Raw genomic sequence first — 19,176 nt, forward strand, 5'->3', positions numbered from 1 at the left:
GAAAATTTCTGGGTTTTTGCCGTTTCTGTTCTTCTTCTCCGTAACTTGTTGTTTTTAAAATAACTACCCCACAAAAAGAAAGGAAGCAGCAGGCCCTCAAATCAGACAGATCACCATCTATCGTTTCCGTTCTCCATTTTTGCGCAAGGAGTGAGCCATGGAGGTTAACAAGAAGCAGCTTTCTGAGATTTTCGGCGTCAGCGTGCGAACTATCCAGAACTGGCAGGATCAGGGAATGCCCGTGTTACGGGGTGGTGGTAAGGGCAATGAGGTTCTTTATGAAACTTCTGAAACGATCGGGTGGTGTTCAGAGCGTGATGCCACTATCGAGAATGAAAAATTGCGAAAAGAGGTTGATGAACTCAAGAGCATTAGTGACTCCGATCTTCAGCCAGGCACCATCGATTATGAGCGCTACCGGCTTACAAAAGCCCAGGCCGATGCACAGGAACTGAAAAATGCTAAAGATACCGCTGAAGTGGTTGAGACCGCATTCTGCACGTTCGTGCTGTCGCGGATAGCCGGAGAAATTGCCAGTATTCTCGATGGGGTTCCTCTGTCGGTTCAGCGGCGCTTTCCGGAGCTGGAAAACCGACATATTGATTTCCTGAAGAAGGACATCATCAAAGCCATGAACAAAGCAGCTGCTCTGGATGATTTAATACCGGGGTTGCTGAGTGAATATATCGAAAAGTCAGGTTAATGGACTGCAGAATTCTGCTCGGGCAGGGCTTAGGTCACTGTATCGTCCTGAACCACAAACAGCCGTGGAATGGGTTGACGATAACTATTATCTTCCTAAAGAGTCCTCTTATCAGGAAGGGCGCTGGGTTACTCTGCCTTTTCAGTGCGCAATAATAAATACTATGGGTAATGACTCCATCCGTGAGGTGAATGTCGTTAAATCTGCCCGTGTGGGTTATTCAAAAATGTTGCTTGGCGTATATGCATACTTCATTGTACACAAGCAGCGAAATTCATTGCTCTGGTTACCTACTGACGGTGATGCTGAGAACTTTATGAAGTCTCATGTCGAGCCGACGATACGTGATGTTCCCTCCCTGCTGGCACTTGCACCCTGGTATGGCAAAAAAAATCGATATAACACGTTAGAAATGAAGCGTTTTTCTAATGGTCGTGGTTTTTGGTGCTTAGGTGGTAAGGCGGCAGCAAACTATCGTGAAAAGTCGGTAGACGTTGCCGGATATGATGAGTTAGCCGCATTTGATGATGACATTGAAAAAGAAGGATCACCCACATTCCTGGGTGACAAACGCATTGAAGGTTCTGTCTGGCCAAAATCAATACGTGGCTCAACACCAAAGCTAAAAGGAACCTGCCAGATAGAGCGTGCCGCTAAAGAATCAGAGCACTTTATGCGGTTTCATGTTCGCTGTCCGCATTGTAGCGAAGAGCAATATCTGAAATTTGGCGACAGGGAAGCGGCATTTGGTTTTAAGTGGAACCCCGGTGAGCCATCCAGTGTTTATTATCTTTGTGAACATAACGCCTGCGTGATTAAGCAACAGGAACTGGACTTTACAGAGGCTCGTTATATTTGCGATGTGACCGGTATATGGACGCGGGATGGATTAACCTGGCTCTCGTCCAAAGGTACAGAAATAGATCCACCTGACAGCGTTACTTTTCATATCTGGACCGCGTACAGCCCGTTTACAACCTGGGTACAGATTGTAAAAGACTGGATAAAAACCAAAGGTGATGTTGGTAAACGTAAAACCTTTACTAATACAACTCTTGGCGAAACATGGGAGCCGAAGATTGGTGAACGGCCTGATGCCGATGTGATGGCTGAGCGAAAAGAACACTTTACCTCTGCTGTTCCTGACCGTGTCGCCTATCTTACAGCAGGCATTGACTCACAGCTAGACCGCTATGAAATGCGCGTCTGGGGCTGGGGGCCGGGTGAAGAAAGCTGGTTAATCGATCGCGTAATCATTATGGGCCGCCATGATGATGAGTCCACGCTGTTAAGGGTGGACGAAGCTATCGGGAAAACCTATTCACGGTCAAATAGTGTCGAAATGTCGATATCCCGCATTTGCTGGGACATCGGTGGCATAGACCCGACCATTGTTTATGACCGCTCTAAAAAGCTCGGTTTATTTCGGGTGATCCCCATTAAAGGTGCCTCCGTGTACGGTAAGCCGGTCGCGAATATGCCCCGTAAGCGCAATAAGAGCGGCGTTTATCTGACAGAGGTCGGGACCGATACGGCAAAAGAGCAAATCTATAATCGTTTTACGCTTATCACACATGACAGCGAACCACTTGCAGGTGCTGTTCATTTCCCCAATAACCCAGAAATTTATGATCTCGCTGAAGCTCAGCAACTGACGGCTGAAGAGCAGGTAGAGAAATGGGTGGATGGCCAGAAAAAGATAGTCTGGGACAGTAAAAAACGACGCAACGAGGCTCTTGACTGTTTTGTTTATGCGTTAGCCGCTCTGAGGATCAGCATCTCACGCTGGCAACTTAATCTTGATGTTCTTCTGGCCAGTCTGCTGGAGGAAGAACATACACGTAAAAAAATAAAAACTCTGGCGGACTACGCCCGGGAATTAGCCGGAGAAGAATAATGGCAACACAGTCTGAACTCGATTCTGCCAAGGTTGCATTACATGACCTGATGATGGGGAAGCGGGTCGCGACAGTACAAAAAGACGGTCGCAAAGTAGAGTTTACGGCTACTTCCGTTTCTGACCTGAAAAAATACATTACCGAGCTTGAAGTTCAAGTTGGTACCACACCACGACGCCGGGGTCCGGCAGGATTTTTCGTATGAAAATACCCGCATTATTAGGTCCTGACGGGAAAACGGGTTTGCGTGAGTACGCGGGTTATCATGGCGGTTCTGGTGGCTTTGGTGGTCAGTTACGTGCATGGAATCCACCCAGCGAAAGCCCTGATGCTGCATTGCTTCCGAATTTTTCACGGGGTAATGCGCGTGCTGATGACCTGGTGCGCAATAACGGTTATGCAGCTAATGCCATCCAGCTTCACCAGGATCATATTGTTGGTTCTTTTTTCCGGCTCAGTTATCGGCCTAGCTGGCGATTTCTGGGAATTGATGAAGAAGAGGCGCGGGCATTTTCGCGAGAAGTCGAAGCCGCCTGGAAAGAGTTTGCGGAGGATGACTGCTGCTATATCGATGCTGAACGCAAGCGCACGTTTACGATGATGGTCCGTGAAGGTGTAGCGACGCATGCATTTAACGGAGAGCTCTGTGTACAGCCAACATGGGACAGTAGCGCATCCCGACTTTTCCGAACCCAGTTTAAAATGGTGAGCCCGAAACGGGTCAGTAATCCCAATAATACGGGTGATTCCCGTAATTGCCGTGCTGGCGTGCAGATCAATAACAGCGGTGCCGCCTTGGGCTATTACGTCAGTGAGGATAGTTACCCCGGATGGTCCTCCCAAAAATGGACTTACATACCGCGTGAGTTGCCTGGAGGTAGACCTTCATTTATCCATGTTTTTGAACCGACTGAAGATGGTCAGACCCGAGGGGCTAACGTGTTTTACAGTGTGATGGAGCAGATGAAAATGCTCGATACGCTGCAAAATACACAATTACAGAGCGCTATCGTTAAAGCAATGTATGCCGCGACTATTGAGAGCGAACTGGATACCCAGTCAGCGATGGATTTCATTCTTGGTGCTAACAACAAAGAGCAAAGTGACAAGCTGACCGGTTGGCTTGGTGAAATTTCTGCCTACTACTCAGCAGCACCCGTGCGACTGGGTGGGGCAAAGGTTCCACATCTGATGCCGGGTGACTCTCTGAATCTGCAATCAGCGCAGGATACGGATAACGGATTTTCGACGTTTGAACAATCGCTGCTTCGCTATATCTCTGCCGGGCTAGGTGTTTCCTACGAGCAGTTGTCGAGAAATTATTCTCAAATGAGTTATTCGACAGCCCGCGCAAGTGCTAATGAGTCGTGGGCGTTCTTTATGGGCCGCCGTAAATTTGTTGCTTCTCGCCAGTCATGTCAGATGTTTCTTTGCTGGCTGGAAGAGGCGATTGTTCGCCGTATCGTCACTTTGCCATCGAAAGCACGATACAGCTTTCAGGAAGCCCGCAGCGCATGGGGTAACTGTGACTGGATTGGTTCCGGGCGCATGGCGATTGACGGTCTCAAGGAGGTTCAGGAGGCCGTTATGCTGATTGAGGCGGGGTTAAGCACCTACGAAAAAGAGTGTGCTAAACGCGGCGATGATTATCAGGAAGTTTTCGCTCAACAGGTCCGTGAAACAATGGAGCGAAGAGCGGCCGGGTTAAAACCGCCAGCCTGGGCAGCCGCTGCTTTTAATTCAGGGTTGAAAAAATCTAATGAGGAGGAGAATGATGACGCCAGAGTTGCGTAATCTCCCACATATCGCCAGCCTGGCCTTTAATGAGCCGCTACTTCTTGAGCCCGCCTATGCGCGGGTTTTCTTTTGCGCGCTTGCCGGACAGCTTGGTATTACCCGGCTGACCGATACGGTCTCGGGTATTAGCCTGGGGCCTGAGCAGATATCAGAGCCGCTCGCCCTGTTTGGTGATGATGACGATGTGGGAACGCGCCCAACGCGGAGCTATCTGGTAACGAATGGTATTGCCGTTTTACCCATATCAGGAACGCTGGTCAGTAAAACTCGCTCTCTCCAGCCTTATTCCGGCATGACGGGTTACAACGGGATCATTGCCCGGATGCAGCAAGCCATCAGCGATCCGGGTGTTGATGGCATTCTCCTGGATATGGACACACCAGGCGGAATGGTCGCTGGTGCTTTCGATTGTGCTGATGTTATTGCCAGAATGCGTGAAATTAAACCGGTCTGGGCGTTAGCCAACGATATGAACTGTAGTGCGGGGCAACTTATCGCGAGTGCTGCCAGTCGTCGACTTGTTACTCAGACGGCTAAAACCGGTTCTATCGGCGTCATGATGGCTCACAGCAATTATGGTGCAGCCCTCAAGACCAACGGCGTTGAAGTCACGCTGATTTACAGTGGTGAACACAAGGTAAAGGGCAATCCCTACGAGAAGTTACCCGAAGATGTACGGGCAGATTTTCAGGCGCGTATTGATGCTGCCCGTCAGATGTTTGCCGAAAAAGTTTCAAGCTATACCGGATTGAGTGTTCAGGATGTACTGAACACTGAAGCAGCCGTTTTTTCCGGGCAGGAATCAGTCGACAACGGCCTGGCCGATGAACTGGTTAACAATATCGACGCACTTAATGTGATGCGTGAATCACTTGACCAACGAAAAAAATCTTTCTCAGGAGTAAGTATGCCAAATCCAACCGACTCTGCGGTTTCAACCCTTCCATCAGCGACCGTTACGACGAACGACAGTGCCGTAGCCACACCGCTTACTGATCTGGCAGCAAAATCTGAACCGGATGTTAATGCGCAGGTACTGGCGGCAGTAACAGCAGAAAATAGCCGCATTATGGGCATTTTGAATTGTGATGAAGCAAAAGGGCGAGAGCCACAAGCCCGTGTCCTGGCTGAAACCCCTGGTATGACTATTGAAGGCGCTCAACGCATTCTTGCATCAGCGCCAGTAAGTGCCCTGGCTCGTACAGATACCGCGCTCGATCGTCTGATGGAGTCTGCACCTGGCGCGGTATCTGCTGATGCCTCATCCATGAATGCTGACAACGATTTATTAAACACCCCCGTATAAGAGGCTCTTATGGCTATTACCGAAACTTTTGTCCACAAACAACCGCTTGGAAACAGTGACCCGGCACATACTGCAACGGCGCCCGGCAAGCTGACGGCAGCGACTCCGGCAATGACGCCCCTGATGCTTGATGCAACATCAAATAAGTTGGTTGCCTGGGACGGCAGTAAAGCCGGAGAGGCAGTAAGTATTCTGGCGCTGTCAGCCGATCAAAACAGCGCGATGCTGAATGTTTACAAGTCAGGCTCTTTCCGTATTGAGGATGTTCTCTGGCCTGCTGCTGTAACCGATGAAAATAAAAAACGTAATGCTTTTGTCGGTACTGGGATCAGTGTCGTCTGACCCCTTATCTGAAAACCAATCATCATCCATGAGAGCCGCAAAAGCGGCTTTTTTTACGGGAAAAATTTATGTCAATTTACACTACAGCCCAATTACTGGCGGTCAATGAGAAGAAGTTCAAGTTTGATCCGCTTTTCCTGCGTATCTTCTTCCGCGAAAGTTATCCATTTTCCACCGAGAAAGTTTATCTTTCTCAGATTCCAGGCATGGTGAACATGGCGTTATATGTATCGCCTATTGTTTCCGGCAAAGTTATTCGTTCCCGCGGTGGCGCAACTTCTGAATTTACACCGGGGTATGTCAAACCGAAGCATGAAGTAAACACGCAGATGACACTGCGCCGCCTCCCTGATGAAGACCCACAAAACCTTACTGACCCAGCTTATCGCCGCCGTCGCATCATTCTTCAGAATATGAAGGATGAAGAGCTGGCGATTGCCCAGGTGGAAGAAAAACAAGCCGTTGCCGTGGTTTTAAACGGGAAATACACCATGACAGGGGAGGGTTTTGAACCGGTTGAAGTCGATACCGGTCGGAGCGCCGGTAATAACATCATTCAGGCTGGTGCGGCAGCATGGTCTACTCGCGACAAAGAAACCTATGATCCTACTGACGATATTGAAGCCTATGCACTGAATGCCAGTGGTGTAATTAACATTATTGTGTTCGATCCTAAAGGCTGGGCGCTATTCCGTTCCTTCAAAGCAGTGAAGGAAAAACTGGACACACGTCGTGGTTCTCACTCAGAGCTTGAAACAGCCTTAAAAGACCTAGGTAAAGCTGTGTCTTACAAAGGCATGTATGGCGATGTGGCCATCGTGGTTTACTCCGGACAGTACATCGAAGCTGATGCTAAAAAGAACTACCTTCCTGACCTGACTATGGTGCTGGGTAATACTCAGGCGCGTGGCCTTCGGACCTATGGTTGTATTCAGGATGCGGACGCTCAGCGTGAAGGTATCAACGCATCAACACGTTATCCGAAGAACTGGGTACAGACAGGTGACCCTGCGCGTGAATTCACCATGATCCAGTCTGCTCCTCTGATGCTGCTTGCCGACCCGGATGAATTTGTTTCTGTAAAACTGGCGTAATTGATGGCCCTTCGGGGCCTTTATCTTTTCTGGAGTAAATTTCATGAACAAAGATGAATTGGTTACCCGGCTAACGGAACTGGGTAAGAAGCTGAACCGTGAGGTTATTCTGACCGGTTCGAAGGAAGATTTAACATTACGAGTTGCTGAGCTGGAGGAAGAGCTTGGTGATGAGGATGATGGCGATGAAGGGGCGGGTATACTTCTTATGAAACCTGCTGGTGGAGTTCAGGATCAGCAAGTATCTGAGAAAACTACTCAGGGCTTAACCGCAGATGAGCTGGTTTTGGTTGAAACGCTGGTCACTTTACACATTGAAGCGCTGCATGAAACGCGTAATGAAAAGTTGATGATTGTTGAGCCAGGTGTGGCTATTCGCATTCTTCAACAGGAAGCTACTTCACTGATCAATCTGGGTTTAGCCCGCGAACACTAAAGGTGGCGCTGTGGTTAATTTTGATAATATTTTTGATGCCGCGATTTCACGTGCAGACAACACTATTCTGGAAACGATGGCCTCCCCGATACATATCACCAGTGGAGCGATGAAAGATGCTGTTATAGCGGGTGTTTTCGATGACCCTGAAAATATCAGCTACCCTGGCAGCGGTATTCGAATTGAGAGCACTAACCCAACTCTTTTTGTTAAAACCTCCCTCGTTAGCCAATTACAGCGCGCGGACACACTGACCATTAATGGCGAGAGTTTCTGGATCGACCGTATCGGCCCGGATGATTGCGGCTCTTGTCATATCTTTTTGGGTCGCGGATCACCTCCTGCAAGCAGTCGACGGCGCTAAGGAGTCAGTAATGACGGTTAAAGGACTTCAGCAAGCCATCGAAAACCTGAACAGTCTCACCCGGATTATGGTTCCTCAAGCCAGTGCATGGGCGATTAACCGGGTCGCTGCTAGCGGGGTATCTGTCGCAACACGGCAAGTGGCAAAAGAAACTGTAGCAGGGGATAACCGGGCTAAAGGTATTCCGCTAAAGCTGGTTAAGCAAAGGGTGAGGGTGAGTAAGGCATCAGCCACCGGGCGCTCTACCGCAAAAATCAAGGTTAACAGGGGAAATCTTCCCGCCATCAAATTGGGTGCGGCACAGGTCAGAACAACGCGCCGCAAAGGACCGATTGCCAGAAAAAACAGTGTGCTTCGTATCGGGCGCTATGTGTTCCGTAATGGTTTTATCCAGCAGTTAGCGAACGGACGATGGCATGTCATGCAGCGTATCGCGGGGAAAAGTCGGTATCCGATTGATGTTGTAAAAATTCCGATGGCAGAACCTCTCACAACAGCATTTGAGCGGGAAAAAAAACGCATGCTTGAAGAAGAAATGCCAAAGCAACTGGGATACGCCCTTAAACAACAATTGAGGTTATATCTGAAGCGATGAAACATTCTCTTATACGACAAGCTTTCATTGATGCTCTTGAAAAAGGGATCGGGAAGAGTGCAATTTTTTTCGATGGACGTCCGGCAGTCATTGAAGAAGATGATTTTCCCGCTGTTGCCGTTTACCTCACGGATGCTGAGTACACCGGCGCGGAGCTGGATGCAGATAGCTGGTCGGCAACATTACATATTGAAGTCTTTTTACCGGCACAGGTGCCTGATTCTGAATTGGATGAGTGGATGGAAGCGCAAGTCTACCCGGCTATTTCAGAAGTGGATGGTCTTGGTGACCTGATCACCCTGATGGTTCAGCAGGGATATGACTATCAGCGTGATGACGATATGGGGCAGTGGAGTTCAGCTGATATGAAATATTTAATTAACTATGAAATGTAAGGATTTTATATGGCAACACCAAATCCGCTGGCACCTGTTAAAGGTGCCGGTACTACGTTCTGGGTTTATAGCGGCGCGGGCGATCCCTATGCAAACCCGCTGAGTGATACCGACTGGACTCGACTGGCAAAAGTCAAAGATTTGACGCCGGGAGAGATGACCGCTGAATCATACGATGATACCTATATTGATGATGATAATGCAGACTGGAGCAGCTCTGCACAGGGTGAAAAGTCAGCAGGGGATACGTCAGTTACGCTGGCATGGAAACCCGGTGAAGCAGGTCAGCAATCATTGGCTGACTGGTTTAATCAAGGTGATATCCGTGGATACAAAATCAAGTATCCGAATGGCGCTGTTGATGTTTTCCGTGGTTGGGTGAGCGCCCTGGGTAAAGCGGTTGCAGCAAAAGAGGTGATTACCCGAACGATTAAAATCACTAACTCTGGCAAGCCTTCACTGGCTGAAGATATGCGCCCTGCCGTCATTGCTGTAGCGAGCATGACCGCTAGCCCAGCAACCGGAAGCGTGGCGGTGGGCAAGACGGCAACCGTTACCTTTAACATTCTGCCTGCGAATGCTTCAGATAAAACGGTTCGCATTGCGTCCTCTAATCCAGCCCTTGCGACTGTAACCGCTCAAGGCAATGTGGCAACAGTCAGAGGTGTGGCTGTTGGGGCGATAGATGTTATCGCGATGACCGCTGACGGAAACTTAGTGGCATCATCCCGACAAACCATCACAGCAACCTGATTTCAACCCCCCTCTCACAGGCTCCGCACGGAGCCTTTTTTACAGGTGTTTTTTATGTTTCTTAAAAAAGAAGAATTACCCATCCTCGACTCGTCGGTTGTGTTGTATGAACTGTCAGCCCTGCAACGCTTAGAGTATTTTGAATATCTGGCAGACTTGGAAGCCAGCCCGCCAAAAGACCTGACCGGGATAAAGCTGCAAACCTGGCAGATGAAGTTAAACCTTAATGTCAACGTGTGGCTGGTTGCCCATTCAATCAGTAACAGTAAGCCTGAATCAAAAGTGGATGACCTTAAGCGGGAGGTTTCACAGACCTGGTCGTCTGAAGCCATCAATCAGGCAGTGGAAAAAATACTGATTTTGAGCGATATGGTGCCTAAAAATCCAGAACCGAAGGATGCTGAGCAGGAAGAAGAGGGTTCTCCGGACACGGACAAACCACTGGCAAAATAGCCGCCCGTGAACATGCTTTCATTCACCGCTTAGCCCATGAGTTTCGTCGTCCTGACTGGCGATCCATGCTAAGCGGTATGAGTGCGTCAGAGTTTTCCGGGTGGGTAAAACACTTCGGTTCCGTGCCTTTCAGCGATCAGTTACTGGATGCCGAGTTCGCCACAATGAGGGCATTGATTGTCGGCATGTTTACGGGTGATAGCGATATATCTGCTGCTGATTTCAGTCTGTTAGGACAAACAGACGATGATGAGGCGGATATGAGTGATGACGAATTAATGCTGGCCGGAGAAGGGCTTTACGGGGGAATACGCTATGACCCAGCAAATCAGTGATTTGGTCATTAATCTTGATGTAGACAGCGCATCATTTACTGAGCAAATTCCTCGGATAAAAAATCTGCTTACAGGGATGGCAGACACATCTGAGCTCTCCAGTCAGAGAATGGCGCGGTTTGCTGAGCGCCAGGCTCAGGCGATGAAAGAGATGGGCAGTGCTGGCGAGAAAGCCGCGCTTGATATCCAGGAGAAGCATACCGCCGCGACAACGGCCATGACCAGCGACTGGCAAAAAGCCTCCCAGGCCCTGGAGGACACAGAAAATCGTGTCACGGCCCTTTCTCAGAAACTGGCAGAAAACCAGGCTAAGTCGGCAGAAAATGCGAGACAGCAAGATGCCGCGACTGAGGCTTTTTTCCAGCAAATTGATGCTGTTAACCGACTATCCGGCGAAACGCAATCATTAACCGCTATCCAGGCCCAGCTTCGGCATGCGCGAACTGAGGGGAACATCAGCCAGCAGGATTATCTGGCGTTAGTCAGTCGGACAACCGCCCGGGAGATAGAACTCAGGCGTGAAGAAGAAAAGTCTACCGCAGAAACCCATAAAGCGACGCAGGCAAAGAATAACTTTATACAGTCTCTGACTCAACAGGCCGCAACATTCAAGGCATCCAAATCTGACATTCTCGAATACCAGGCAGCGCTTAACGGTGCTTCTTCAGAAGCAGCGCCTTTAATTGCTCAGATAAGGCAAATGGAATTTGCGTTAGAGAATGAAGCGGCGCAAAACAAACTGGCAGCACAAGCTGCCCGTGAAAAAGCGGCTGCTGACAGACAGGCCGCAGCAGAGGCAAAAAGAACCGAGGCTGCGCAAAAAAGCTTTATTGATTCGCTGAAAAGTCAGACGGATGCAATAGGAAAAACGCAATTAGAACTGCTGGAATTAAAAGCTGCGCAAATGGGTGTATCTGCCCAGTCAGCACCTTTCATTGCCAAGCTTCGTGAACAGGAAAGCGCCTGGAAAACGGGTGCGATATCTGCCGGGCAATACAAGCAGGCGATGAGGATGCTCCCCGCACAGTTTACGGATATTGCCACCTCGATTGCTGGTGGCATGCCGTTGTGGCTGATACTGATGCAACAAGGCGGTCAGATATCTGACTCATTTGGTGGCGTCGGAAACATTTTTGAAATCATAAGAGAGAGGCTTTTTGGCGTCAGCGATGCGAGCGACGAGGCCAGTGACTCTCTGTCTGATAGTGCGAATGGTTTAGCTGAAAATGCGGAAAATGCCGGTAAATTATCATCCATCCTGTCTCCGACAAAGGTGGGTATTCTTGCGCTGGCTGCCGTTGTCGGGACGCTGACTTACGCATGGTACAAGGGGAGTAAAGAGCAGTACGAGTTCAGTAAATCGCTGATTATGACGGGCAACCAGGCGGGCATGACCTCCGGACAGCTTGCTGATATGGCAAGGATGGTTGCTGAAAGCACTAGTAACCCTACGGCGGTAGCCGCTGAAGCACTGAATCGGGTTGTCTCTGGCGGGAAAATAGCCAAAAGTGCTTTGCAGTCTGTCACTGAGTCTGTTGTAGCGATGAACGATGCGACGGGCGAATCTATTGATAGTTTAGTATCCGAGTTCGAAAGAATAGCGAAGAACCCGGTAGCGGCGATATCTGAACTTAATGATAAATACCGCTTCCTGACACTGGCAACCTATAACCAGGTCAAAGCATTGCAGGACGAAGGTAATCAGCAGGAAGCCGCCCGGATTGCCACGGAAAGCTATGCTGCCACGATGAAGCAGCGCTCTGAACAGATTCAGGAAAGCCTCGGTACTCTCCAGAAAGCATGGAAATGGCTGGGTGATGCCGCTAAAGGAGCCTGGGATTCGATGCTGGACATCGGGCGTGAAGTCTCCATCGAGCAAAGAATTCTCGACGCGACCGCTGAATTGGATCGCGCAGAAACAAATCTGGCAAAAAAGCAAAAAGGACAAACAGAAAACGCGGGGCCGTATGGAAACTGGAAGTCTGATGAGCTGAGGCGTGAAACGAAGGCTCGTGATGTTGCAAAAGAGCGCTTAGAGAGCCTGATTAGTGAAAAAGTCACACAGGATGTCCTTAACAGTTCAATTAGTGATTATGAGTCTAAACAGCAGAAAAGTATCGCCGCTCAGCAAGACGTAAATGAACTCATAAAAGACACGCTGAGCAATGAAGAGAAAAGGATAAAAGCTCAGGATGCACTGACCAGGAAAATCAAAGAAGGGGCAGTCATCAGCAAGGAGGATGAAGCTCGCGTCCGTAAAAATATCAATGATAAGTTCAAGGACCCGGTAGTACCAAAGGGTAAGGCTTACACTCCCCCGGCAGGTATTAAGGCTGAAGATTCAGCCCAGGCTGATTTACTGGCATTGCAGGCGCAACTTGAGACCCTGAAAGAGCATAAGTCAGTTAATGACGTTATCAGTCAGCAGCGTAAAGACTTATGGAATTATCAGGCAAAAATCAACATTCTCCAGCAGGCTCAGGACGGGCCGCTTAAGCGTCAGTTATCAGCAAAAGAGCAATCGTTACTGGCAAGTTCCCAGCAAACTCTCGCTCTGAAAGAGCAGCTTGCCTTACTGGGCGATCAGATTACTGCCCAGGAACAGCTCAATAAGCGTAATGATTCCTCTCAGAAATATGTCAATCAGATGGCTGAGAAACAGGCTGCTTTAAAAGCCAGTTCAACCTTGAGTGATCGAGAGTCGGGAAGAGAGTCTGTTTATGCTCAGTTACGCAGTGGCTGGCAGAATGCTGGCGGCTCTCTGGATGATCAGGGCTATAAGCAACAATTGGATGCGGCAAAAAGTTACTTTGCTGAAGAAGATAAATTGCGTGGTGACTGGAAAGCGGGAGCCCAAAAGAGCTGGGCTGATTACTCTGATGCAGCCACTAACACCTATGAGCAGGTGAAAAGTGCCAGTTCCAGCGCATTAAATGGCGTTTCTTCATATCTGACATCAGTTCTGACTACGGGTAAAGCCAGCTTCAAGGATTTTACAAAAAGCATCCTTAGTATGCTGACAGAAATACTTATCAAAATGCAGCTGGTGAACGGAGTTAATAGCGTCATAGGTATGTTTGGCGGCGGTGGAGTAAAAGCCAATGCCAATGGCGGTGTTTATAACTCCGCATCACTCAGCGCATACAGTGGCAGCATTGTTGATAAACCGACGTTCTTTGCCTTTGCTAATGGTGGGGGAGTGATGGGTGAAGCGGGCCCTGAAGCTATCCTGCCTCTCAGAAGAGGTGCTAACGGCAAGCTGGGTGTGGTGGCGGGTAATGCTGGTGGTGGAAGCCCCGTTTTTCATAACACCATCATTCTTCAGAGTGACGGCACGGCAACATCCAAAACATCTGGCGGCACTGATGCCACGAGTCAGGCAATGATGAAAATGCTGGATAAGTTCTGTCAGGATCACATGCTTAAAGCGCTTCGTCCTGGGGGCATGCTTTTTAACGCAATGCGTACTCGTTAATTCTCGTAAGGTAATCCATGACAATTGAAACCTTTATGTGGCCTACACAGGTTGCAGGCCAGCCTGCGACCGAATACAACCAGACAATCCGTAAAGCGCAATTTGGTGATGGATACAGTCAAGTATCTGAAGATGGGATTAATTCAGAGCAAATTAAATTTCCATACTCATATAGAGGTCCACTGGCCACAGCGATATCCATCAGGGATTTCTGTCGCCGCCATCGTACCAAGTCATTTATCTGGACCCCACCGCACGGTGAAAAGGGATTGTACCGTGTGGATCCCGCATCAATACGGATGGTGCCTAACGGGAAAACACAGGCAACGGTCAGCGCTAATTTTGAACAGGCTTATTCTGCATGATTACAAACGATATTCAAAAGCTGGAGCCGGGTAATAAGATACGGCTTGTTTCTGTAGACGGGACAGCGTTCGGCGCAGATGTCCTTCGATTTCATGCTAACACCATTCCACATACACCAGAGGAAATTACCTCGGCCGGTGGCGATGAGTCAAAGCTATCCGCCAAGTCAATCTGGTTCGATGGTGAGGAATACAGTGCATTTCCATTTGAAATCGAAGGGCTGGAGGCATCGAGTGATGGACAGGCAGCTAAACCTACCCTGAGGGTCGCCAATATTGATGGTGTGGTGACTGCGCTTTGCCTCCATTTCGATGATATGGCACAAGCCAAAGTAACCATCATTGATACGCTTACTCACTATCTCGATGCCAGAAACTTTCCGTTCGGTAATTCATCTTCTGATGCCTCTCAGTGTTTTAAGCAGGTTTTCTTTATTGATAGAAAGATCAATGAGGCGGCGGGTGAATTGATTGAGTTTGAACTCTCCAGTCCGATGGATCTGCAGGGACTGGTTATCCCGACTCGCGAAATCAGTGCCATCTGTACCTGGGCATGTCGCAATCAGTACCGCACTGGTAATGGCTGCTCTTATAACGGCTCACGAATGTTTGACCTCAAAGGCAATCCCGTAACTGACCCCTCGCAGGATAAATGTTCTGGCCTGCTGGCTGACTGTAAGGCTCGATTTGGCCCTGATGAACAGCTGGATTTTGGTGGCGTTCCTGGCGCATCGCTGATACGGAGATAACATGCGAAATAAAACGATTACAGCTATCCTGGCTCACGCAGAGTCTGAATATCCGCGTGAATGTTGCGGCCTGGTAGTGCAGAAAGGCAGGGTAGAGAAGTATTACCCCTGTCGCAATATCACAGCACTACCTGAACAACAGTTTGAGTTATCACCTGAAGATTTCGCTTCTGCTGAAGACTGGGGAACGATAACAGCTATTGTTCATTCACATCCTGGAGACGGGGCAACTACGCAACCCAGTGAACTGGACATGATCCAGTGTGATGCTCACGGCATACCCTGGATAATTGCCTCCTGGCCGGAGGGCGATATTCGTACAATCATGCCGCGTACTGAGCGACCGCTTGAAGGTCGTGCTTTTGTGCTGGGTCATGCTGATTGCTGGTCCCTTGTTATGGACTGGCACCGCCAGCAGGGCATCGAGCTGAATAACTACAGCGTCGAGCGGTTATGGTGGGAGCAGGGTGAAAATCTCTACATGGATAATTGGTATTTAGCCGGTTTCCGAGAAGTCGATGAGCCACGGCCTGGTGACGTGGTAATGATGCAGGTTAGCGCCAGTGTCGTTAATCATGCTGGTGTTCTACTTGCAGATAATCAGTTGCTTCATCATCTCTATGGCCAACTTTCCTGTAAAACACCTTACGGCGGGTATTTTCGTGAGCGCACGATAAAGGTCGTCAGACATAAGGATTTGCCATGAATGAACTTAAAACTATCCGACTTTACGGCAAATTAGGGGCTATGTTTGGCCGTGTTCATAAGCTGGTGGTAGATAGTCCGGCAGAAGCATGTCGCGCACTTTCTGTCATCATTCCTGGCTTTGAGCAATATATGTCTACGGCGCATATGCAAGGTATTCGATTTGCTGTGTTCAAGGGAAAGCAGAACATAGGACCGGATGAGTTAAAGCACGGATGTGGGGGGGCTGAAATCCGTATTGCTCCTATAATATCAGGCAGTAAGCGAGCGGGTTTCCTGCAAATAGTTCTCGGTGTGGCGCTTATTGCTGTTGGCGCATTTGCCCCTGGCGTCAGTATTGCAGCGAGCGATATGATGCTTAATATCGCTGTTACAATGATGTTGGGCGGTGTTGTTCAAATGCTATCCCCCCAGGCATCCGGCCTAGCTTCCAGGCAGTCCCCGGAGAATACTCCGTCATACGCATTTGGTGGTCCTGTCAATACAACGGCAATGGGTAACCCAGTTGGCCTTTTATACGGCGAACGTGAAATCGGCGGTGCAATATTTTCAGCCGGTATTTACACCAACGACCAGTAATCGTCCCCATCATTTCCAATCAACCACCTACGGGTGGTTTTTTTATGGATGCAATATGGCAAATATCAAAGGCAGGAAAGGGGGAAGCAGTAATGCGCGAACACCAACCGAATCCCCAGACTCCCTGCACTCCATCGCAACAGCAAAAATCCTGATAGGCCTTGGTGAGGGGGAATTTGCTGACGGCATTACTGCAAAAGATATTTTGTTTGATGGCACCCCGATTGAGTCCACTGATGGCACCGTTAACTATCCCGGTGTTACCTGGGAGTTTCGTGCGGGCACTCAGATGCAGGACTACATCCCTGGGATGCCAGCGGTTGAGAATGAAATCACCATTAATACAGCATTGAAAGCTAACCAGCCTTGGACCAGGGCGATTAGTAATACACAGCTGTCTGCTGTTCGGGTTCGTCTTGGTGTTCCAGCTTTGCAGCGCCAGACAGATGACGGTGATGTTGTTGGTTATCATGTTGATTACAAAATTGAACTATCAACAGATGGCGGAGGATATTCTACTGTTCTGAATGGTGCCTTTGACGGTAAAACTACGTCACTGTATGAGCGTAGCCATCGCATTGATTTACCGAAAGCCAATACCGGCTGGCAAGTCAGAGTTACTCGCTCCACGCCTGATAGCACCTCAAACCGGATAACAGACACGACTAATATCGCGGCCTATTCAGAGATTATCGACGCCAAGTTGCGGTATCCAAATACCGCGCTGCTGTTTGTAACGTTTGACGCTAAGCAGTTCAATAACATCCCACAAATCAGTGTTAAAGCGCGTGGGCGAATTATTCGTGTTCCATCCAACTACGATCCGGTATCACGCACCTACTCTGGTACTTGGGATGGTTCATTTAAATGGGCTTACTCAAACAACCCTGCCTGGGTTTACTACGACATATTACTGAGTGAGCGATTTGGTCTGGGCGATAGAATTTCCGCGTATCAAATCGATAAGTGGGAGCTCTACCCAATAGCACAATACTGTGATCAGCTCGTGCCTGACGGGCGAGGGGGGACCGAACCTCGCTTTCTGTGTGATGTTTATATTCAGAGCCAGAATGAGGCGTTCACGGTTCTGCGTGATCTGGCATCAATTTTCCGCGGCATGACCTACTGGTCAAACAACCAAGTTGTAGCGATTGCTGATATGCCAGCGGCAAACGATGAACGTAACTATGTCTATACCCGCGCCAACGTTATTGATGGAAAGTTTATATATTCCAGTGGTAGCGAACGTGACCGTTATTCCACTGCAATAGTTTCGTTCTCTGATCCGGATAATCACTATTCAGATGAACCAGAGCCTGTATTTGAGGCCGATTTGGTTCGCCGTTATGGTGTTCGCAAGACATCAATTACAGCCATCGGTTGCACCCGCAGAACGGAAGCTAACCGCCGTGGTCGCTGGATATTACTGACCAATGCCAAAGACCGGTTAATTACATTCAATGCGGGGCTTGATGGGTTTATCCCGCAGCCTGGACGGATTATCTATGTTGCTGACCAAAGTCTTTCCGGTCGGATCATGGGGGGGCGTGTCAGCTCAGTGACTGGTCGCGTTATCACGCTTGATCGCATCCCGGATGCTACCGTAGGTGACCGGCTACTGGTAAACCTTCCTTCTGGCAAATCAGAGGCCCGCACTATACAGGCCGTAAATGGGAAGTTGATTACTGTATCTACGGCCTGGAGTGTGGCGCCTGAGCCTGAGGCGGTATGGAGTATTGACGCACGGGATGTTGCTATTCAGCAGTATCGCGTGACGTCGGTTAAAGATAACGACGACAACACATTTACAATTAGTGGTGTTTACCACAATCCGGATAAATATGCGGCTATTGATTCAGGGGCTCGACTTGATGAAAGGCCTATCTCTGCCATTCCGCCCGGCGTGCAGGCTCCACCGACTGATGTATCAATTGAGAGTTACAGCCGTGTAGTTCAGGGGTTAAGCGTGGAAACCATGCGGATATCCTGGCTGGCACCGAATAATGCGATTGCTTATGAATGTCAGTGGCGCAAAGACAATGGCGATTGGGTCAATACGCCACGAATCAACTCTCTCGGATTTGATGTTGAAGGTATTTACTCCGGACGTTATACCGCTCGAGTGAGGGCGATTAACGCCAGTGATATTAGTTCTGTGTGGGCGACATCCACAGAGGTGGGGTTAACTGGGAAGGTGGGCAGCCCACCAAAACCACTTGGATTCACCGCCTCTCAAAATGTTGTTTTCGGTATAGAGCTGAACTGGGGATTCCCTGCTAATACTGGCGACACCTTAAAAACAGAGATTCAGTACAGCGCTACCGGGAAAGCTGATGATGCTATTTTGCTGGCCGATGTTCCATATCCACAGCGTCGCTATCAGCAAATGGGGTTAAAGTCCGGCCAGCGTTTTATGTATCGTGCTCAATTGGTTGATAAAACCGGAAATCAGTCAGGTTACACAGACTGGATTCAGGGTGAAGCCAGTATTGATGTTTCTGATATAACCGACGCAATCCTGAATGAAATCAAAGATTCTGACCTGTTCAAAGAGATACTCGAAAGCGCACTTGAAGAAAGCGAAAAAGTTGCCGCGCTGGCTGATGCTATTAGGGATAATGCTGAAAACCTCGCCTCTGCTGTCGAGTCAACCAAGCAGACCACTGACCAAATTATTGCTGATGCCAAAGATATGGCGGAGGACATTCAGAAGAATGCCGATGCCATTGTTGGCGCGGTTGAGTCCGGGAAAGAAACGACTGACGCCATAATTCGTGATGCTGAAAAAATGGCGGAGGACATTCAGAAGAATGCCGATGCCATTGTTGGTGC

20 protein-coding genes are annotated in these 19,176 nt (G+C 49.0%); all 20 read left to right on the forward strand.

Annotated elements, in window-relative coordinates; all coding sequences use genetic code 11:
- Positions 1 to 157: 157 nt before the first annotated feature.
- On the forward strand, positions 158 to 703 hold the full coding sequence (locus tag M2387_RS21255) for a terminase small subunit (protein ID WP_259052427.1): 546 nt from the start codon (positions 158 to 160) through the stop codon (positions 701 to 703).
- The gene (locus tag M2387_RS21260) at positions 678 to 2,600 is read left to right on the forward strand and encodes a phage terminase large subunit family protein (protein WP_259052430.1); all 1,923 of its coding nucleotides are present in this window, start codon (positions 678 to 680) and stop codon (positions 2,598 to 2,600) included. The genes M2387_RS21255 and M2387_RS21260 overlap by 26 nt, the downstream gene beginning before the upstream one ends.
- Complete coding sequence (locus M2387_RS21265; RefSeq protein ID WP_259052432.1) at positions 2,600 to 2,806, forward strand: phage head-tail joining protein; 207 nt, start codon at positions 2,600 to 2,602, stop codon at positions 2,804 to 2,806. The genes M2387_RS21260 and M2387_RS21265 overlap by 1 nt, the downstream gene beginning before the upstream one ends.
- Positions 2,803 to 4,395, forward strand: a complete 1,593-nt coding sequence (locus M2387_RS21270) for a phage portal protein (RefSeq protein ID WP_259052433.1) — start codon at positions 2,803 to 2,805, stop codon at positions 4,393 to 4,395. The genes M2387_RS21265 and M2387_RS21270 overlap by 4 nt, the downstream gene beginning before the upstream one ends.
- Positions 4,376 to 5,704: a S49 family peptidase gene (locus M2387_RS21275; protein ID WP_259052477.1), complete on the forward strand. Its 1,329-nt coding sequence runs from the start codon at positions 4,376 to 4,378 to the stop codon at positions 5,702 to 5,704. Before M2387_RS21270 ends, M2387_RS21275 begins: the two co-directional genes overlap by 20 nt.
- Positions 5,705 to 5,713: 9 nt before the next feature.
- Positions 5,714 to 6,046, forward strand: a complete 333-nt coding sequence (locus M2387_RS21280) for a head decoration protein (RefSeq protein WP_259052435.1) — start codon at positions 5,714 to 5,716, stop codon at positions 6,044 to 6,046.
- 68 nt (positions 6,047 to 6,114) lie between these two features.
- Complete coding sequence (locus M2387_RS21285) at positions 6,115 to 7,140, forward strand: major capsid protein (protein ID WP_259052437.1); 1,026 nt, start codon at positions 6,115 to 6,117, stop codon at positions 7,138 to 7,140.
- A 43-nt stretch (positions 7,141 to 7,183) separates the two neighbouring features.
- The gene (gene gpFI / locus M2387_RS21290; RefSeq protein WP_259052438.1) at positions 7,184 to 7,576 is read left to right on the forward strand and encodes a DNA-packaging protein FI; all 393 of its coding nucleotides are present in this window, start codon (positions 7,184 to 7,186) and stop codon (positions 7,574 to 7,576) included.
- A 10-nt stretch (positions 7,577 to 7,586) separates the two neighbouring features.
- Entirely contained in the window at positions 7,587 to 7,940 is a 354-nt protein-coding gene (locus tag M2387_RS21295) for a head-tail joining protein (protein WP_259052439.1), read from the forward strand.
- Between the two features lie 10 nt (positions 7,941 to 7,950).
- Positions 7,951 to 8,535 carry a phage tail protein gene (locus tag M2387_RS21300; RefSeq protein WP_259052440.1) on the forward strand — a complete coding sequence of 195 codons (585 nt, stop codon included), beginning with the start codon at positions 7,951 to 7,953 and terminating at the stop codon, positions 8,533 to 8,535.
- On the forward strand, positions 8,532 to 8,930 hold the full coding sequence (locus M2387_RS21305; RefSeq protein WP_259052441.1) for a phage minor tail U family protein: 399 nt from the start codon (positions 8,532 to 8,534) through the stop codon (positions 8,928 to 8,930). Before M2387_RS21300 ends, M2387_RS21305 begins: the two co-directional genes overlap by 4 nt.
- 9 nt (positions 8,931 to 8,939) lie before the next feature.
- On the forward strand, positions 8,940 to 9,683 hold the full coding sequence (locus tag M2387_RS21310) for a phage tail protein (RefSeq protein WP_259052443.1): 744 nt from the start codon (positions 8,940 to 8,942) through the stop codon (positions 9,681 to 9,683).
- 54 nt (positions 9,684 to 9,737) lie between these two features.
- The gene (gene gpG / locus M2387_RS21315) at positions 9,738 to 10,136 is read left to right on the forward strand and encodes a phage tail assembly chaperone G (RefSeq protein WP_259052445.1); all 399 of its coding nucleotides are present in this window, start codon (positions 9,738 to 9,740) and stop codon (positions 10,134 to 10,136) included.
- Positions 10,137 to 10,201: 65 nt separating this feature from the next.
- Positions 10,202 to 10,471: a phage tail assembly protein T gene (locus M2387_RS21320; RefSeq protein ID WP_259052446.1), complete on the forward strand. Its 270-nt coding sequence runs from the start codon at positions 10,202 to 10,204 to the stop codon at positions 10,469 to 10,471.
- Entirely contained in the window at positions 10,452 to 13,946 is a 3,495-nt protein-coding gene (locus M2387_RS21325; RefSeq protein ID WP_259052448.1) for a phage tail tape measure protein, read from the forward strand. Before M2387_RS21320 ends, M2387_RS21325 begins: the two co-directional genes overlap by 20 nt.
- A gap of 17 nt (positions 13,947 to 13,963) precedes the next feature.
- Complete coding sequence (locus M2387_RS21330; protein WP_259052449.1) at positions 13,964 to 14,311, forward strand: phage tail protein; 348 nt, start codon at positions 13,964 to 13,966, stop codon at positions 14,309 to 14,311.
- Positions 14,308 to 15,060, forward strand: a complete 753-nt coding sequence (locus M2387_RS21335) for a phage minor tail protein L (RefSeq protein ID WP_259052450.1) — start codon at positions 14,308 to 14,310, stop codon at positions 15,058 to 15,060. The genes M2387_RS21330 and M2387_RS21335 overlap by 4 nt, the downstream gene beginning before the upstream one ends.
- Before the next feature lies 1 nt (position 15,061).
- Entirely contained in the window at positions 15,062 to 15,766 is a 705-nt protein-coding gene (locus M2387_RS21340; protein ID WP_259052451.1) for a C40 family peptidase, read from the forward strand.
- Entirely contained in the window at positions 15,763 to 16,344 is a 582-nt protein-coding gene (locus tag M2387_RS21345) for a tail assembly protein (protein WP_259052452.1), read from the forward strand. Before M2387_RS21340 ends, M2387_RS21345 begins: the two co-directional genes overlap by 4 nt.
- 55 nt (positions 16,345 to 16,399) lie before the next feature.
- The coding region (locus M2387_RS21350) for a TipJ family phage tail tip protein (protein WP_259052453.1) at positions 16,400 to 19,176 on the forward strand (2,777 nt) is incomplete at its 3' end.

Origin of the sequence: Klebsiella sp. BIGb0407, from assembly GCF_024807845.1 — a bacterium.
Taxonomy (GTDB): domain Bacteria; phylum Pseudomonadota; class Gammaproteobacteria; order Enterobacterales; family Enterobacteriaceae; genus JGM124.

What these genes read in the sequence shown, in the direction of transcription:
- M2387_RS21275 (WP_259052477.1), top strand. Translation starts at nt 4,376, where the DNA reads ATGACGCCAGAGTTGCGTAATCTCCCACATATCGCCAGCCTGGCCTTT.
- M2387_RS21285 (WP_259052437.1), top strand. Translation starts at nt 6,115, where the DNA reads ATGTCAATTTACACTACAGCCCAATTACTGGCGGTCAATGAGAAGAAG.
- M2387_RS21305 (WP_259052441.1), top strand. Translation starts at nt 8,532, where the DNA reads ATGAAACATTCTCTTATACGACAAGCTTTCATTGATGCTCTTGAAAAA.
- M2387_RS21340 (WP_259052451.1), top strand. Translation starts at nt 15,062, where the DNA reads ATGCGAAATAAAACGATTACAGCTATCCTGGCTCACGCAGAGTCTGAA.
- M2387_RS21345 (WP_259052452.1), top strand. Translation starts at nt 15,763, where the DNA reads ATGAATGAACTTAAAACTATCCGACTTTACGGCAAATTAGGGGCTATG.
- gpFI (WP_259052438.1), top strand. Translation starts at nt 7,184, where the DNA reads ATGAACAAAGATGAATTGGTTACCCGGCTAACGGAACTGGGTAAGAAG.
- M2387_RS21255 (WP_259052427.1), top strand. Translation starts at nt 158, where the DNA reads ATGGAGGTTAACAAGAAGCAGCTTTCTGAGATTTTCGGCGTCAGCGTG.
- M2387_RS21310 (WP_259052443.1), top strand. Translation starts at nt 8,940, where the DNA reads ATGGCAACACCAAATCCGCTGGCACCTGTTAAAGGTGCCGGTACTACG.
- M2387_RS21335 (WP_259052450.1), top strand. Translation starts at nt 14,308, where the DNA reads ATGATTACAAACGATATTCAAAAGCTGGAGCCGGGTAATAAGATACGG.
- M2387_RS21320 (WP_259052446.1), top strand. Translation starts at nt 10,202, where the DNA reads ATGCTAAGCGGTATGAGTGCGTCAGAGTTTTCCGGGTGGGTAAAACAC.
- M2387_RS21325 (WP_259052448.1), top strand. Translation starts at nt 10,452, where the DNA reads ATGACCCAGCAAATCAGTGATTTGGTCATTAATCTTGATGTAGACAGC.
- M2387_RS21270 (WP_259052433.1), top strand. Translation starts at nt 2,803, where the DNA reads ATGAAAATACCCGCATTATTAGGTCCTGACGGGAAAACGGGTTTGCGT.
- gpG (WP_259052445.1), top strand. Translation starts at nt 9,738, where the DNA reads ATGTTTCTTAAAAAAGAAGAATTACCCATCCTCGACTCGTCGGTTGTG.
- M2387_RS21330 (WP_259052449.1), top strand. Translation starts at nt 13,964, where the DNA reads ATGACAATTGAAACCTTTATGTGGCCTACACAGGTTGCAGGCCAGCCT.
- M2387_RS21265 (WP_259052432.1), top strand. Translation starts at nt 2,600, where the DNA reads ATGGCAACACAGTCTGAACTCGATTCTGCCAAGGTTGCATTACATGAC.
- M2387_RS21280 (WP_259052435.1), top strand. Translation starts at nt 5,714, where the DNA reads ATGGCTATTACCGAAACTTTTGTCCACAAACAACCGCTTGGAAACAGT.
- M2387_RS21300 (WP_259052440.1), top strand. Translation starts at nt 7,951, where the DNA reads ATGACGGTTAAAGGACTTCAGCAAGCCATCGAAAACCTGAACAGTCTC.